This is a genomic window from Ulvibacterium sp. (assembly GCF_965228935.1).
In the GTDB taxonomy this organism is placed as follows: domain Bacteria; phylum Bacteroidota; class Bacteroidia; order Flavobacteriales; family Flavobacteriaceae; genus Ulvibacterium.
Genome location: NZ_OZ245846.1, coordinates 1,827,140 through 1,842,320, shown reverse-complemented (window position 1 = coordinate 1,842,320; position 15,181 = coordinate 1,827,140). Strand labels below are relative to the sequence as shown.

The following is a 15,181-nucleotide window of genomic DNA, read 5'->3' as shown; positions in this document are numbered from 1 at the left end:
TTTTAATACGTACGAAGTAAGAAAAGAAAGATACTTGTCGAATGCCTTGACCGAAAAAAGACAGAAGCTGGTCTACTTCAATAAAATCTCATTAACAAGTTAAGATTACCCACCGAGCTCCTTAAAGGGATCCCAAAAATGTTTTTCAAAATCCACAATCTGATTGTCAACTACCTGAATGCCTTCATTTTCCAGTAATTGTTGCATAAGATTGATTCCGTCAAAATGATGCTTCCCGGTAAGAAGACCCGTTTTGTTTACGACCCTATGGGCCGGTACCTCGGGCATATTTCCTGCGCCGTTCATCGCCCAACCTACCATACGTGCACTTCTGGCCGCCCCTAAATATTTGGCAATTGCGCCATAGGAGGTAACCCGCCCAAAGGGAATCTGCTGGGCCACCTCGTATACTTTTTGAAAAAAATTTTGATTTTCAGGCTTCATGGTTAAAAATACGAATGAGGGTAATGATCAATAGGACAACCATTAATACACTTAAAATATAGTTTGAATTTTTCGAAAATTGGCTGGTCCTTGATTCCAATTTATTGAAATATATGGTATACATATACAATACGGAAAAGGTTCCCGAACCTACGGCCAGAATAAAGGTAACAATATCCCAGATTTCGAATTTTATCCAACCACTGGCATTCCACATAATGTTTACACCACTGTAATAAGGAATGGTCAATAGATTTAGCGCGGCCAAAAGCATCCCTTTAAAAAAACTGTTTTTTTTGCTGACTTTTACCAGCTTCGGCGCTTTCCTTTTGTTTCGGCGGGCGGCTATATAAAAATAGACGGCGAAAAAGGCGAACACGCCAACGGCAATGTCCATCAAAACCTCAACGACCCCAGGATTTTTGTTCAGGAATTTTGATATAAGCACGGCAATGTATGCCTGTATCATTATCATGCTGGAAACACCTGCACTGAATATAATACCGTTCAATTTTCCCTTTTCCACACTGGTCTTCGCCGCGTTCATATTTAATAGTCCGGGCGGCACCGTTGCCATAAAGGCGGCCGAAAATGTGGCAAAAAAAAGAATGAGCAAGTGTTGCATAGGTCAATTTATCCTAAATTGGATATAGGTAATGGGTTTTCCTTCCTCTAGATATTGTTGTTCATAGAATGTCTGTATCTCCAAAACCTCGGGCGGGCTGCCTTCGTTCCTATAAACATCATGATTGGCATACATAACCTGCTGACCGGTCCCATGTAGCAGTCCCAAGGTGTAGCCGTGCAGAAATTCGCTATCGGTCTTCAGATGAATCGGTCCCCTGGGTTTAAGTATTTTGCGGTATTTTTCCAAAAAGTCCAAATTGGTCATTCGGTGCTTGGTACGTTTATATTTTATCTGAGGATCGGGAAAAGTAATCCAGATCTCTGATACTTCATTTTCAGCGAATAATTCATCGATCAGTTCTATTTGGATCCTTAGGAAGGCAACATTCCCTAAATTATCCTCTAAGGCGGTTTTGGCTCCTCTCCAAAGGCGGGCCCCTTTGATATCGATGCCGATAAAATTCTTATCCTTCTCAAGACGGGCAAGGCCCAAAGTATATTCTCCTTTGCCGCATCCCAATTCCAAAACTATGGGATTATCATTGCCGAAATGGGATTGCCAATTGCCTTTAAGGGAAAATCCTGCTCGTATTTCCTCCCTGTTGGGTTGTAGCACATTTTTGAACGTTTCATTCTCCTTAAATCGCTTCAGCTTGTTCTTGCTTCCCACAACTACCCTACTTTGATTACGGCAAAGCTAAGGAAATCTTTACTCCTTAAAGATTTTGTTTCCCGAAACCCATAGGTCTTTTTGTGAAACAATTTTGGAACTCCTTTGGATGGAGTACGATCTTGGACAAGTCGCCTTTTGAAGTTAAATGTGAATTCCAAACCGTTTGATGTTCAAATGGATTTCGCTCCACTTTTTTTTGCTTTTTCCAAGGTAAATGAAAATTCCGAACCTACTTCCTCTACACTTTCCACATAGATTTTTTCGTCATGAGCCTCGATAATATGTTTTACTATGGAGAGGCCCAAGCCGGAACCGCCTTCGCTTCTACTACCGCTCTGATCCACCCGATAAAAGCGTTCAAACAAACGGGGGATATGTTTTTGCGGAATTCCCTCACCATTATCGGTAACTCTAACGATAACCTTGTTTTTGATAAGATTTTCCACGCTCACCTCGGAAGTGCCATCCATATGCCCATATTTAATGGAGTTCACCAAAAGGTTGGTCAATACCTGCTGGATTTTTTCCTTATCGGCATATACATAAATAGGCTCGGTATACTCCATATCAAAAGTAAGGGCAATCTTTTTTTTGGTGGCTTTCATTTCCAACAAATCAAAAACGCTATGAATAAGTTCTATGATATCAAAATCCTCCCGTTCCAAATTAAGGTCTCCTACTTCCAATTTGGTTATCAAATCCAAATCCTTAATGATGTATATGAGTCGTTCTACGGCCTTATTGGCACGCTGCAAGTATTTCTTGCGTATGCTCTTATCGTCCATAGCTCCATCAAGCAGGGTAAGTATATAACCTTGGACGGTAAAAAGAGGTGTCTTCAATTCGTGGGAAACATTGCCCAAAAAATCCTTTCGATACTCTTCACGGATTTTTAAGGTATCTATTTCGATTTTCTTATCCTGTGCAAATTTCTCGATTTCGGCCGTAAGCGTCCGCATATCCGTAGTAATGGGGCCGGAAGTAAAAGAGGAGGAGTCCAAAAGGGCCACATCGTCATAGATCTTTTTAATCCTTCTATAGATGAATTTTTCTATCCTAATCTGAAGTACGGCAAAGGAGGTTGTAAAGACCAATATTGAAAAAAGAAAAATAATAGACCAGTCCAAAGTCTGTAGAAAATACAATAGACCTCCTAAAAGCAAAGAGGAGAATACGGTAATTAGCACTGCAGATCGAAAAGCAAACCGATATGACCTCTTAAGCTGAATAGGCATTATAGTACAAACTTATAGCCTACTCCCTTAACCGTCTTAAAATGATTTTCACCAATTTTTTCACGAAGTTTACGAATATGCACATCAATGGTACGGCCCCCTACCACGACTTCATTGCCCCATACCTTGTCCAGAATGACATCTCTTTTAAAAACCTTGCTGGGTTTTGATGTCAATAGTGCCAAAAGTTCAAATTCCTTTCGCGGAAGTACAATTTCCTTGCCGTTGTTTACAATTTTATATTCCTCCCTATTAATGACAATGTTGCCAACCTTGACAATGTCCTCTTGTGGATCGGCATCTTCCTTTAGTCTACGGAGCAACGCTTTCACCTTACTCACCAGAACCTTGGGTTTTATGGGCTTGGTGATATAATCATCGGCCCCGGCGTCAAAACCTGCAACTTGCGAGTAATCCTCACCTCGAGCGGTCAGAAAGGTAATTATGGTATTCTCCAGCCCGGATGTACTTCGCATGATCTCACATGCCTCAATCCCATCCATTTCGGGCATCATTACGTCCAAAATAATGAGGTGGGGTAATTTTTTTTTCGCCTTGGCTACACCTTCAACGCCATTTTTGGCGGTAAAAACTTGATAGCCTTCCGAAGATAGGTTATAACTAACGATTTCCAGAATATCGGCCTCATCGTCAACTAAAAGTATTCTAATGTCCTTTTTTTTCATCTGTTGGCTTTTGTTTTCAATAAATCAATAGGCCATCCATACTGGCACGGATGGGTTATTCGCCTTAGAACGGGTTACTTGGAAATCAGTCCCTTATCATGGCTCATTGCATTGCTTTTAAACTGTCAATTCACCAAATGTAAAGATAATAGGATTATCCCAAAACGGCTTAACGTTCATTTAATATAGTAACATTTACATAACATTATTGCAATAAAGGTTTAACATGTACGTAACTCGACTTTTACCTCACCTAGCGTTCTTTGCGCCGTAACCAAATTATGACTGAATGCGATATTTTATAGTGTGTCTTTGTCTTTTTGGAACCATGCTGTTACGGGCTCAGGACACTGGTAGTATTGTTGGCAAACTCACTGATAAAGAGTTGAATAACGAACCTCTTGCCTTCGCCAATATACTTCTTAAAGGAACCACCAAAGGAACCACTTCGGATTTTGACGGGCTTTATGAAATATCAGGTCTAGAACCTGGAACATATACCGTTGTATTCAGTTATTTGGGATACGAGACCGTGGAAGTTCCCAATGTTGTTGTGGAAGCCGGAAAGGTGACCAACATTAATGCCCCAATGAGTGCTTCCGAAGGCATGACGTTGGACGAGGTAGTCGTAGTTACCGTTGCACGAAAGGACTCGGAGACGGCCCTACTTCTTGACCAAAAGCGAGCTATAGAAATCAAGGAAAGTATCGGCGCCATAGAACTTGGGAATTTGGGGATATCGGATGTAAAATCTGCGGCTACCAGAATTTCAGGGGTTACGGAAAGTGAAGCCTCTGGTGATGTTTTCGTAAGAGGTCTGGGGGACAGATATTTGGTGACTACCTTTAATGGGTTGCCCATTCCATCGGACGATATCGAAAAAAAGAACATTGATCTAGGGCTTTTTCCGACTAGGGTAATACAGAACGTCAGTATCAGTAAAACCTACTCCGCTTCGGTTTCGGCCGACCAGGCTTCGGGAAATATCAATATCGCATCTCGGGAACTGACCGGTACCGAAGAACTCGAAGTTGGGGTCTCTACAGGTGCCAACACCAATGCTATCGGTGATGGATCTTCCGACAATTTCAAGGTCTCGGCCAATTACGAGGACACTTCACTAGGATTTTACGATACGGACGTAAACATATTTGACCAATTAACCAAACAATCCTGGGATGTAGGGACCGTAGAGACACCCATTAATCATAGGGTTAATCTTAGTGCGGGAAAATCCTTTTTCAATAATAAGTTCAAAGTCTTCATGACGGCTTCCAATTCCAAATCCCACCGGTATCTTACACCAGGGGTATTCAAGATTTGGGATCAGGTTACGGTAACCGATTCGATTACCGATTTCGAACAATGGGAAACCGAGTACGTGAATAATGGACTGTTGGATTTGACTTTTCAAAATGAAAAGAACATAGTTAAATCGGTCACCCTTTTTATCAATACGCTGAACGACATTGTATCTGAAGGAGGTAGAAATGGTTTTGGTAACATTCAGGAAGAAACTATTGGCAATTTCTCGGATTTTGTTCGAGACCAAAACATAAAGCAGACTACCTTATTTGTACAGCAACTGATAGGGAATCATAAGTTTGGTGAAAAAAATGTACTGGACTGGGCCGTAAGTTATAATAAGCTGGATGCTGACGAACCCAATCGAATACGAAATGTAGTAAACTTCACTGCCGAGACCGGTAATGTAATTCTTTTTGAGAATAGCGGTTTTGAATCCAGAAAACTTTCCCAGTTCATAGATGATGAAGAATATAACGGTTTAATTAAAAACAGGTTCAAAGCTCTGGAAGAGGACACAAAACACTTTTACATTGACTTAGGGATCAATTATCGAAGAAAAACAAGGGATTTTGAATCTACCTTTTACGGTGTTGCCAATGTCGGCGAGAATAGGCCAAACTCCAACTCCATAGATGACTTAGATCAAATTTTTACGATAGCGAACTTTCAGAACGACCTACTTGAAATCTTGTCTTTCCAATCCAATGCCGATGGCGAGGTAAAAGATGAGTATAGTGGGGAATACGAATCAAAGGCCGCATTTGCGCAGTTTAGCCTAAATTTTGACAAATGGAATATCAATGCAGGTCTGCGCTTTCAACAGGATGATATTATAGTTGATTATGATGTGAACAATGCTCCAGGTGGGGATGTTGGAAATGTGACCAGGGATTATTCCAACTTTTATCCTAGTCTAAACCTCAAATATTCCATCAACGACGAACACGCGATACGATTTGCCGCAAGCCGCAGTATTACATTGCCTGAATTTAAGGAGATTGCCCCGTTTCGTTACATTTCGCCTACGGGTCAACAAGTTTTTGGAACTGTTGGTGAAGATGCAGTAGAAGCTTCTTTCTCCAACAATTTTGATTTAAAGTGGGAGTTTTTCCCTTCTAGGGGGGAATTGATTTCAGGAGCACTGTTTTACAAGTCCATAGATGACCCTATCAATAAGGTACGTGCAAGAGGTGCGGACGGGGCGTTATTTACGTTTAGGAATACCGGTGACAAGGCCACGGTCTATGGCATTGAGGTAGAGTCAAAAATTGATTTGATCAAACCAGGAATCAACGATGAAGATGGAAGTCCAATTGGCCCGAAATTAAGTTTGGTATTGAATGCAAGTCGAATGTGGCACGAACAGAATTTAAGCGAGGAACGTGCGGAAAGCAACCCAGACATTATTGCCGAAACTTTTCGATACGGCCCCAATAAAGAGGCAGGACTCCAAGGAGCTTCAGATTGGGTCGCCAACTCAAGTTTAAATCTGGAAACATCCGGCGATAATAGGTTTGTTGCCAACGTTTCGGCGAGTTATGCTTCGGATAAGGTATTCGCTTTGGGTTTTGCCCGTAGCCAGCAAAATTGGGATACCCGTTATAATGATGCCATTGTCGAAAAAGGCTTCGTGGTCTTGAATAGTAGAATAAGCAAGGCGTTTGGAGAGCATTTTGAAGTTTCACTATCCGGTCAAAATCTTTTGAATCCCTTTATAAAGCAAACTATAGATGTATTGACTTCGGAAAGCAGGGCTGAACTCGAGGCCTTCTCGGATGACAGGGAAGAACGATTAGGGCCCAATGCTCCCGAAAGGGTGACCTTTACCGATGAAGTACGATCATACAAAATAGGCCGAATATTCAGATTGGGCCTTACATACAGGTTTTAACACTATAAATTGAAAATTAATTTAAAACAATGAAGATTATGAAAACGAAAATCTCTAGATTATTGATGATGTTCATTACGGCATCGGCCCTATTTTTAGCCGGTTGTAGCAGTGATGATAATGACCCATCGGGTTCCTCCTGTACGGATAACATACAAAATGGGGACGAGACAGGGGTAGATTGTGGCGGATCCTGTCCAAATGCTTGTACTCCAGATCCTACCTGTTCCGATAATATACAAAATGGGGACGAGACGGGTGTAGACTGTGGCGGTTCTTGTGATCCATGTTCAGAGTCCATAGAGCTAACAGGTGATCAAACAGAGGATTTAACCTTGGATCCGGCCAATACGTATACCCTAAGAAACACATATAGTGTCAAGTCCGGCGCTACATTGACGATCCCCGCCGGTACTACCATTACCGCGGAGGTTGAAACAGGAGATGAAACCAATACCTATATCGTAATCGAGCAAGGTGCCTCCATCGATATCCAAGGTACCATGGCCGAGCCAGTAACTATGACCTCTGCCAATGGAGAACCGGGTGATTGGGGCGGTTTGATCCTGGCTGGTGAAGCAACTACTACCGAGGGTGTTGACGCTACTGCCGAGGTAGGCGGTATCATCTACGGTGGTACGGACGATACCGACAGTTCCGGTAACATCGATTACCTGATCATCAATTATGCCGGTGCCCAGATAGATTCCGAATCGCAGTACAACGGACTTACGCTTTATGCCGTAGGTTCCGGAACTACCATTGACAACGTAGCCATTTTGAACGGTACCGATGACGGGGTCGAGTTCTTTGGTGGAACGGTATCCGCATCCAACTTCTATTTGGAGAACAACGAGGACGATGCCATCGACTGGACAGAAGGTTGGAACGGTACCCTGACCAACGCCTACGTTGTACACACCGGCTCCTTCTCCACAGTGGTTGAAGCCGATGGTCAGAACAATAATCCGACACTCGCCAATTTAACAGCTGTAAGTACGTCCGATCAAGTAGAGCAAATAGCGCTGCAGTTCAAATTGGAGTCCGGTGCCACTATTACCGGTCTTTCCCTAAGCGGGTATACTACCTCAGTTTTGATGAGTGATGCGGGGCCCTTGGCCAATGTTCAGATTGAAGGTGCCGACGCGAATCCTGCACTTCCTTATCTCGCCTCTCCAACGGTTGATGTTGCCATGTTCGCTTGGGTAAACTCCGATATCACTGTAGAAGACAGTGTATTGACCGGAACAATAACTTCCGATTTGGAATTGGATCCGGCCATAGCTTATTTCCTTGAAGGTAACCTAAGTATTGAATCCGGTGCAACCTTAACAATTCCAGCTGGAACGGTAATCACCGCAGACGTGGAAGATGGTGAGGAGACCAATACCTACATTGTTATACAACAAGGTGCCTCCATTGATATTCAGGGTACTGAAAGTAATCCTGTAATCATGACTTCTGCCAATCAGGAACCCGGTGACTGGGGCGGTTTGGTCATCGCTGGTGAAGCAACTACTACCGAGGGTGTTGACGCTACTGCCGAGGTAGGCGGTATCATCTACGGTGGTACGGACGATACCGACAGTTCCGGTAACATCGATTACCTGATCATCAATTATGCCGGTGCCCAGATAGATTCCGAATCGCAGTACAACGGACTTACGCTTTATGCCGTAGGTTCCGGAACTACCATTGACAACGTAGCCATTTTGAACGGTACCGATGACGGGGTCGAGTTCTTTGGTGGAACGGTATCCGCATCCAACTTCTATTTGGAGAACAACGAGGACGATGCCATCGACTGGACAGAAGGTTGGAACGGTACCCTGACCAACGCCTACGTTGTACACACCGGCTCCTTCTCCACAGTGGTTGAAGCCGATGGTGAGAACAAGAATCCAACACTGGCCAATATAACAGCTGTGAGTACTTCTGCCCAGGCCGAGCGTATAGCATTGCAGTTCAAATTGGAGTCCGGTGCCACTATTACGGGCCTTTCCCTAAGCGGGTATACTACTTCCGTTTTGATGAGCGATTCCGGTCCTTTGGCCAATGTCCAGATCGAAGGTGCCGATGCGAATCCTGCTGAGGCCTACGATGCAGCAGCCACTGTCGATGTCAGTATTTTTGATTGGGCTACCAACTAAGGGAATTGAAACTAACCAATTCCTTGAACATAAACTTCAAGCCCCGCTTAATGCGGGGCTTTTTGTTTTTGTCTGGAGATTAACCGTCCTATAAATCGTATAAAAAACAAAACCTGCAGTTTATGATATGTGCATTTCATCGAATTTTTCCTAGGATTACGGGCCTCAAAAGGACATCGTATATCAGAATTCCTATATTTGTGGTACGCCATTTGTTACCCATACTTTATGAAGCACCTTTACCTCGTCTTTTTTCTTCTTTTCGTTTCCATCGGCTATTCGCAAAATGCCAAGGCCAATGGGGACATAGACGGGTTTACGCTCTATCCCAATCCCGTTACGCAAGGCAAGGTATATATCAATACTGCGGAAAATGCCCCAAAGAAAATCTTGATTTTTGATGTTCTGGGAACCAAGGTGTTACAGACTACTCTTTTGGGCAACGAACTGAATCTGTCCGATTTGGATGCAGGAGTATATGTCCTTCGCGTTTTTGAAAGAAACAAGGTAGCTACCCGAAAGCTTATTATTAAATAAAACGTTTTTGGTAACCGTCCATAGTAGCACAAACCCGCTCAAAAAGGGAAATTAAACCTCTTTGTATCAGCCTTTTCCTAAAGAATTCCTTCTTTTTTTGCCTTCGATAATAGGTAAAAAAATCCGATGAACGGTTTGCCCTGTTGCATTCACCTACAATTTATCGAATTTCACAACATTTTCATCGGGGAAGCCGCCCCTTTCTGTACCTTTATACTATTGATCCCAAATCAATACCTATGCGAAAAATCTACTTTGGCATCTTTATGCTATTTGCTATTTCCGTATACGGTCAGGAGGGCGTCGGTGATTCCCTTGCCGCTACAACGGAAAATTCCACCTTCAAGTTATATCCCAACCCAGCTCTTGATGACGTGGTATACATAACCACTGCCCAAAACTTCAATAAGGATATTGTCATTTACGATGTTTTTGGGGAAGTAGTCCTGACGGATAGAATACGCTCCAATGCCCTTAATATCTCTAAATTGGTCTCAGGCGTATATGTGTTACAGGTTACCGAAAATAACAAGACCATGACACGAAAGCTTGTTGTAAAATAATTGCTTTTGAAGACGATAAAAATAGGCCCTTGATCGGGCCTTTTTTTATGCTTTGACCATATCCCCTTACCTTTGCTTCCATGCAGCCCATGATAGATGCCAATACCATATTCGGGATAGAATCAAAATCGGAATTTGAACACCTCGCATTACAAATATTCCATTTTCAGTACAACAACAATCCCGTTTATCATGACTTTTGCAATTATCTGGGAAAAACTCCAAATCGACAGGAACGTATAGAAGAAATACCTTTTATGCCCATTGAGTTTTTTAAGACCCGGAAAATCATATCCTCAAGAAAGAATCCCCAAATTATATTTACCAGTAGTGGAACCACGGATACCCGAACCAGTAGGCATTATGTGATCGATGCTTCCCTATACACAAAAAGTTACCTGGCCGCTTTCAATTATTTTTATGGGGATATCGCCAACTATTGTATTTTGGCCTTACTGCCATCTTATTTGGAAAGGGAAGGCTCTTCCTTGATCTATATGGCAAAGGATTTAATTGAACGAAGCCATCACCCGGATAGCGGGTTTTATCTAAACGATTTAAACGGCCTACAAAGAAAACTGCAGCACCTTGATGCCCAAGGAACCCAAACGCTACTGTTGGGAGTTTCCTTTGCGCTGATGGATCTGGTAGAAAAGCATACCTTTTCCTTAAGGAATACCATTGTAATGGAAACCGGGGGCATGAAAGGCAGGAGAAAGGAAGTGATCCGCGAAGCATTGCATACTATCCTTAAAAAAGGGTTTGGCGTAAACCAAGTTCATTCCGAATATGGAATGACGGAATTATTGTCCCAAGCCTATTCCCAGGGTAATGGCCTCTTTAAAACTCCGCCATGGATGAAGGTCTTTATTCGTGATCCGGAAGATCCACTGTCCCCACAAAAGGATGGCCGAACCGGAGGAATAAACATTATGGATTTGGCCAATATACATTCCTGTTCCTTTATTGCCACCCAGGATCTAGGAAAACGGTATGGAGACGGAAGTTTTGAGGTTTTGGGTCGTTTTGACCATTCGGATATTAGGGGGTGTAACTTGATGGTGTTATGAGGCCCATACAGAAATAAAAGCTTCTATAATCCAAGATCCATTTACTCGATTCAAATAAATGTAGCCTCCATCAGCACCTAAATAATGGTAGGAATACGCATACTCCACCAAGGCCTTAGTACCTTGCAAATTATAACCCACTCTGGAAAAACGAATAATACCTTCAGAATCAGGGAATTTAGTATAAAACGTATCCCACCCATCAAAGTTTACATCATTTTCAAAAATGGCCTCAAGTTCTACTTGAGAAAGAAACTCAACTAATCTTGGAGAAATATTAAAATCATCCTCTAGGATGTATATTGTATCATTTCTGGAAACTAAATCGTCAAAAATATCCCGGTCGACTCCCCGCGGAGCAATATATCCTTCATAAACCCATTCCTTGTCCCTTACCCTGAATGCCGATGTGGTTGACATAACCAGCGGACTTTTGATAAAGGAGAACTCTTGATCCAAAATTGCCGAATAAACCTCATAATCGTTTTTGGCCAAAATGGGTTCATCATCTGCTTTATCGCATCCAAAAAGAAGAACGGCCCAAATCAAATTCATTAATAGTGCAGTTCTCATATATATAATTGCTTTTAAAAATTTCAAACTCGATTCCTAAATTTGGAAAAATCCCTTCCATTTACTAAACGGGTTCAGGCCACCCCTCGAGATTGGTCATTGTGCACTTTCTTCCGAACATCCCGAATTTTCTCCGTATAAGAATTTACCATTTTAAATAACGCAAAGAGGCTTGAAACTAGGCATATTACTCCCTTTTCCATAGATTACCATTGTCATTACGTTCCAAGGTATTTGAATCGATAATCCTAAAATGAAAGTGAAGTGCAAAGCTGGAGGTTGGCTCCTGTTCCAAAAAAACTTCGCCGTCTTCCACCCTGTAATTGAATAGATATGCCGTATCCCCGCCATCAAAACGTATATTGGCCCTGGAGGCATCGAGGAAATGAACAAATTCCGTACAAGTTTGTTCCTCAGTACAATCGGGAATTTCATGGACGAATCGGTCTTGTAAGCGATTCGCACAACAATCATCCTCACCGCAAGACACAAAAAATACCAGGGTCAAAAAAAGGGATAATACCTCTTTAACCGATTTCATTTCAAATCGTATTACCTATACCTACAAGATACAAAAACCGAAAAAAGTTGCTTTATTAACAAGGTACCTATTTCGCTACCAACATGAAATAGTTCTTTTTTCCACGCTGCAACAAAACAAACTTGTCCTTAATAAGATCGGTGGTGGTGATGATATAGCTTTCATCCACTTTTTCCTTGTTTACGGAAATGGAATTTTGCTTTAGCTCCCTTCTCGCTTCGCTATTGGAACCCAAAAAACCGGTTTTGGCGGAAAGTGCCCCGATCATATCCAAACCGCTTTCCAATTCCTTTCCTGAAATAGTGCTTTGGGGCACCCCTTCAAAAACATCCAAAAGCGTTTTCTCATCCAACTGTTTCAAATCTTGTGGAGTGGATTTTCCAAAAAGAATTTGACTGGCTTTTATAGCGTTGTCCAAATCTTCCCGGGAGTGTACCATGGTGGTTATTTCCTCGGCCAGACGCCTCTGAACTATTCTTAAATGGGGTGCTTCACGATGTTCGTTGATCAAATTTTCAATTTCCTCCCTGGAAAGAAATGTAAAGATCTTAATGTACTTTTCGGCATCCTCGTCAGAAGTGTTCAACCAATACTGGTAAAATTTGTAGGGAGAGGTCCTATGCGCATCCAGCCATATATTGCCCCCTTCGGTCTTACCGAATTTAGTGCCATCGGCCTTGGTTATGAGAGGGCAGGTCAAGGCATAGCCCTTTCCACCGGCTATCCTCCGTATAAGCTCGGTTCCGGTAGTGATATTGCCCCACTGGTCGCTACCCCCCATTTGAAGTGTACAATTATGATTTTGATAGAGGAACAAAAAGTCATAACCCTGTACCAATTGATAGGTAAACTCTGTGAAGGACATCCCTTCAGCGGATTCCGCAGAAAGTCGTTTTTTCACGGAGTCCTTGGCCATCATATAGTTTACCGTAATGTGCTTGCCGATATCACGGATGAAGTCCAAAAATGAAAAACCCTTCATCCAATCGTAATTATTGACCAGTACCGCCGCATTGTCGGAATCACTATCAAAATCAAGAAATCGTGATAATTGTGCCTTTAAGGCTTCCTCGTTAAGCCGCAATGTGGCTTCATCCAGCAAGTTGCGTTCGGCGGATTTTCCAGAAGGATCTCCTATCATTCCAGTAGCCCCGCCCACCAGGGCGTAAGGTTTATGTCCGGCCAATTGAAAATGTCGAAGCATCATCACACTTACCAAATGACCTATATGCAGCGAATCGGCAGTCGGGTCTATGCCCACATAAGCAGATTGCATTCCCTCCAGTAGGTGCTCTTCCGTACCAGGCATGGCATCGTGCAGCATTCCCCGCCATTCTAATTCAGACACAAAGTTGGAAGCCATGTTAACTATCTTTAATAATTCGCTGCAAATATAAAAGGAAATCCAATGGTTTCGGTTTTTGGGAAAGCCAAATTAATCCGTGCCAAATATGTAACTTTGGGTCATGGTTTTGGTAACGGGAGGCACTGGAATGGTCGGGGCGCATTTGCTACTTCACTTGTTGCAGAAGAATATACCGATTAAAGCAATATATCGGCCAAAAAGCAATCTTCAACGGGTTAAAAAAGTCTTTAGCTATTATGCCAAAAATGGCGATAAACTCTTTCAACAAATCAAGTGGATAGAGGCCGACCTCAATGATATTCCTGCATTGGAAGGAGCCTTTAAAGGTGTGGAATATGTATACCATGCAGCAGCATTGATAACTTTTGACCCGGGCGACTACAAAAAATTATTCGAAACAAATACAAAAGGCACTGCCAATATCGTCAACCTATGCATTGAAAAAGGAGTTAAGAAACTGTGCTATGTAAGCACAATAGGAGCTATAGGAAAAAGTTCCAAAGGCGCTATGGCCACAGAGGAAAATGAATGGTCGGATCAGGAAGTCAATGTCTATGCCCTTACCAAGTATTGGGCGGAAATGGAGGTTTGGAGAGGTTCCCAGGAAGGTCTGCCCATTGTAATCCTAAATCCAGGGGTAATCATTGGTCCCGGTTTTTGGGATAGTGGCACCGGTGATCTGTTTACCACGGCAAACAAAGGATATAAATATTACCCTCCGGGAGGTACCGGCTTCATTTCCATCCACGATGTAATACACATTATGGTAGCCCTAATGGAATCCAAGATATACAATGAACGATTCGTTACAGTAGCCAAGAATCTAACTTTCAAGGAAATTCTACAGCAACTGGCGCAGGCCCTAGGGAAGCAAAAACCGACAAAAGAGTTGAAATTATGGCAACTGGAAATCGGAAGATGGTTCGATTGGTTGCGGAATCTATTTACCGGCCAAGGTAGACGAATTACAAAAAATGCGATCCAATCCTTAAAACATCGGGAATTTTACAATAGTGAAAAATTGAAGAACCGCTTAGGTTTCGATTTTGAATCCCTTGACGAGACCCTCGAATTTTGCTGTGCCAGGTTTAAGGAAGAGAATCCTTGACCTTCTTTGATTTTTGTTGCTTTGAACTCCTTTTCTTCTCCATTTCAATGGCCTTTAAACTATCATTGATCTTGTTGGCCTCTTGAAGGATTTTTTTTTCTTTTTCCAGATTTGCCTCAACTTCTTCATAAATGGCTTCATATTCCGAGGGAAGGGATGCATAATAGGTGTCGCTTTCCACAAACCGGGCACTATCGATGTTATATTTCTTGAAGATATAGTCCGTAGGTTCAATGTTATGCTCCTTTAAAATGGATATATTGGTATTTTTGGCGGCATTTATAACGGCCAAATCCTTTAGGATGTCTACCATTTGCTCTTTTGGGATCAAATCCTTTGGTTTCTCCATCAACTGTTCGCCACATGAGGTGAGAAAAACAATCAAAACAAAATACTTTATTCGTCTCAT

15 protein-coding genes are annotated in these 15,181 nt (G+C 42.3%); 6 read left to right on the top strand and 9 right to left on the bottom strand.

The window, feature by feature from the left end:
• Positions 1-105: 105 nt before the first annotated feature.
• From ACO06Y_RS07705 to ACO06Y_RS07685, 5 genes are all read right to left on the bottom strand, one after another.
• Positions 106-444 carry an MGMT family protein gene (locus tag ACO06Y_RS07705; RefSeq protein ID WP_422083258.1) on the bottom strand — a complete coding sequence of 113 codons (339 nt, stop codon included), beginning with the start codon at positions 442-444 and terminating at the stop codon, positions 106-108.
• On the bottom strand, positions 434-1,069 hold the full coding sequence (locus tag ACO06Y_RS07700) for a LysE family transporter (RefSeq protein ID WP_422083257.1): 636 nt from the start codon (positions 1,067-1,069) through the stop codon (positions 434-436). The genes ACO06Y_RS07705 and ACO06Y_RS07700 overlap by 11 nt, the downstream gene beginning before the upstream one ends.
• Before the next feature lie 3 nt (positions 1,070-1,072).
• The gene (trmB, locus tag ACO06Y_RS07695; protein ID WP_422083256.1) at positions 1,073-1,741 is read right to left on the bottom strand and encodes a tRNA (guanosine(46)-N7)-methyltransferase TrmB; all 669 of its coding nucleotides are present in this window, start codon (positions 1,739-1,741) and stop codon (positions 1,073-1,075) included.
• Between the two features lie 173 nt (positions 1,742-1,914).
• On the bottom strand, positions 1,915-2,979 hold the full coding sequence (locus tag ACO06Y_RS07690) for a sensor histidine kinase (protein WP_422083255.1): 1,065 nt from the start codon (positions 2,977-2,979) through the stop codon (positions 1,915-1,917).
• Positions 2,979-3,665 carry a response regulator transcription factor gene (locus ACO06Y_RS07685; protein WP_422083254.1) on the bottom strand — a complete coding sequence of 229 codons (687 nt, stop codon included), beginning with the start codon at positions 3,663-3,665 and terminating at the stop codon, positions 2,979-2,981. Before ACO06Y_RS07685 ends, ACO06Y_RS07690 begins: the two co-directional genes overlap by 1 nt.
• A gap of 289 nt (positions 3,666-3,954) precedes the next feature.
• Here ACO06Y_RS07685 and ACO06Y_RS07680 point away from each other — a divergent pair, with 289 nt between their 5' ends.
• The 5 genes from ACO06Y_RS07680 (at position 3,955) to ACO06Y_RS07660 (ending at position 11,184) form a co-directional block, all read left to right on the top strand.
• Positions 3,955-6,864, top strand: a complete 2,910-nt coding sequence (locus ACO06Y_RS07680; protein ID WP_422083252.1) for a TonB-dependent receptor domain-containing protein — start codon at positions 3,955-3,957, stop codon at positions 6,862-6,864.
• 38 nt (positions 6,865-6,902) lie between these two features.
• Entirely contained in the window at positions 6,903-9,014 is a 2,112-nt protein-coding gene (locus tag ACO06Y_RS07675; protein ID WP_422083251.1) for a hypothetical protein, read from the top strand.
• Positions 9,015-9,242: 228 nt separating this feature from the next.
• A complete protein-coding gene (locus ACO06Y_RS07670; protein ID WP_422083250.1) occupies positions 9,243-9,551 on the top strand; it encodes a T9SS type A sorting domain-containing protein in 309 nt (102 codons plus the stop codon).
• Positions 9,552-9,790: 239 nt separating this feature from the next.
• On the top strand, positions 9,791-10,114 hold the full coding sequence (locus ACO06Y_RS07665; protein WP_422083249.1) for a T9SS type A sorting domain-containing protein: 324 nt from the start codon (positions 9,791-9,793) through the stop codon (positions 10,112-10,114).
• Positions 10,115-10,203: 89 nt separating this feature from the next.
• Entirely contained in the window at positions 10,204-11,184 is a 981-nt protein-coding gene (locus tag ACO06Y_RS07660; RefSeq protein ID WP_422084245.1) for an acyl transferase, read from the top strand.
• Here the strand turns inward: ACO06Y_RS07660 and ACO06Y_RS07655 are convergent.
• The 3 genes from ACO06Y_RS07655 to tyrS all read right to left on the bottom strand — a co-directional run bounded on the left by ACO06Y_RS07655 (position 11,179) and on the right by tyrS (position 13,661).
• Positions 11,179-11,784: a hypothetical protein gene (locus ACO06Y_RS07655; protein ID WP_422083248.1), complete on the bottom strand. Its 606-nt coding sequence runs from the start codon at positions 11,782-11,784 to the stop codon at positions 11,179-11,181. The two genes, ACO06Y_RS07660 and ACO06Y_RS07655, sit on opposite strands and share 6 nt — an antisense overlap.
• A 160-nt stretch (positions 11,785-11,944) precedes the next feature.
• Entirely contained in the window at positions 11,945-12,298 is a 354-nt protein-coding gene (locus ACO06Y_RS07650) for a hypothetical protein (RefSeq protein ID WP_422083246.1), read from the bottom strand.
• A 67-nt stretch (positions 12,299-12,365) separates the two neighbouring features.
• Positions 12,366-13,661: a tyrosine--tRNA ligase gene (gene tyrS / locus ACO06Y_RS07645; protein WP_422083245.1), complete on the bottom strand. Its 1,296-nt coding sequence runs from the start codon at positions 13,659-13,661 to the stop codon at positions 12,366-12,368.
• 103 nt (positions 13,662-13,764) lie between these two features.
• Here tyrS and ACO06Y_RS07640 point away from each other — a divergent pair, with 103 nt between their 5' ends.
• Positions 13,765-14,772 (top strand): NAD-dependent epimerase/dehydratase family protein, encoded by a 1,008-nt coding sequence (locus ACO06Y_RS07640; RefSeq protein WP_422083244.1) that lies wholly within the window; start codon positions 13,765-13,767, stop codon positions 14,770-14,772.
• Here the strand turns inward: ACO06Y_RS07640 and ACO06Y_RS07635 are convergent.
• On the bottom strand, positions 14,753-15,181 hold the full coding sequence (locus ACO06Y_RS07635; RefSeq protein ID WP_422083243.1) for a DUF4296 domain-containing protein: 429 nt from the start codon (positions 15,179-15,181) through the stop codon (positions 14,753-14,755). The two genes, ACO06Y_RS07640 and ACO06Y_RS07635, sit on opposite strands and share 20 nt — an antisense overlap.

Coding starts and splice junctions, on each gene's coding strand:
- ACO06Y_RS07670 (WP_422083250.1), top strand. CDS start 9,243: ATGAAGCACCTTTACCTCGTCTTTTTTCTTCTTTTCGTTTCCATCGGC.
- tyrS (WP_422083245.1), bottom strand. CDS start 13,661: ATGGCTTCCAACTTTGTGTCTGAATTAGAATGGCGGGGAATGCTGCAC.
- ACO06Y_RS07640 (WP_422083244.1), top strand. CDS start 13,765: ATGGTTTTGGTAACGGGAGGCACTGGAATGGTCGGGGCGCATTTGCTA.
- ACO06Y_RS07700 (WP_422083257.1), bottom strand. CDS start 1,069: ATGCAACACTTGCTCATTCTTTTTTTTGCCACATTTTCGGCCGCCTTT.
- ACO06Y_RS07680 (WP_422083252.1), top strand. CDS start 3,955: ATGCGATATTTTATAGTGTGTCTTTGTCTTTTTGGAACCATGCTGTTA.
- ACO06Y_RS07665 (WP_422083249.1), top strand. CDS start 9,791: ATGCGAAAAATCTACTTTGGCATCTTTATGCTATTTGCTATTTCCGTA.
- ACO06Y_RS07705 (WP_422083258.1), bottom strand. CDS start 444: ATGAAGCCTGAAAATCAAAATTTTTTTCAAAAAGTATACGAGGTGGCC.
- ACO06Y_RS07660 (WP_422084245.1), top strand. CDS start 10,204: ATGATAGATGCCAATACCATATTCGGGATAGAATCAAAATCGGAATTT.
- ACO06Y_RS07690 (WP_422083255.1), bottom strand. CDS start 2,979: ATGCCTATTCAGCTTAAGAGGTCATATCGGTTTGCTTTTCGATCTGCA.
- ACO06Y_RS07650 (WP_422083246.1), bottom strand. CDS start 12,298: ATGAAATCGGTTAAAGAGGTATTATCCCTTTTTTTGACCCTGGTATTT.
- ACO06Y_RS07685 (WP_422083254.1), bottom strand. CDS start 3,665: ATGAAAAAAAAGGACATTAGAATACTTTTAGTTGACGATGAGGCCGAT.
- ACO06Y_RS07675 (WP_422083251.1), top strand. CDS start 6,903: ATGAAAACGAAAATCTCTAGATTATTGATGATGTTCATTACGGCATCG.
- ACO06Y_RS07635 (WP_422083243.1), bottom strand. CDS start 15,181: ATGAGACGAATAAAGTATTTTGTTTTGATTGTTTTTCTCACCTCATGT.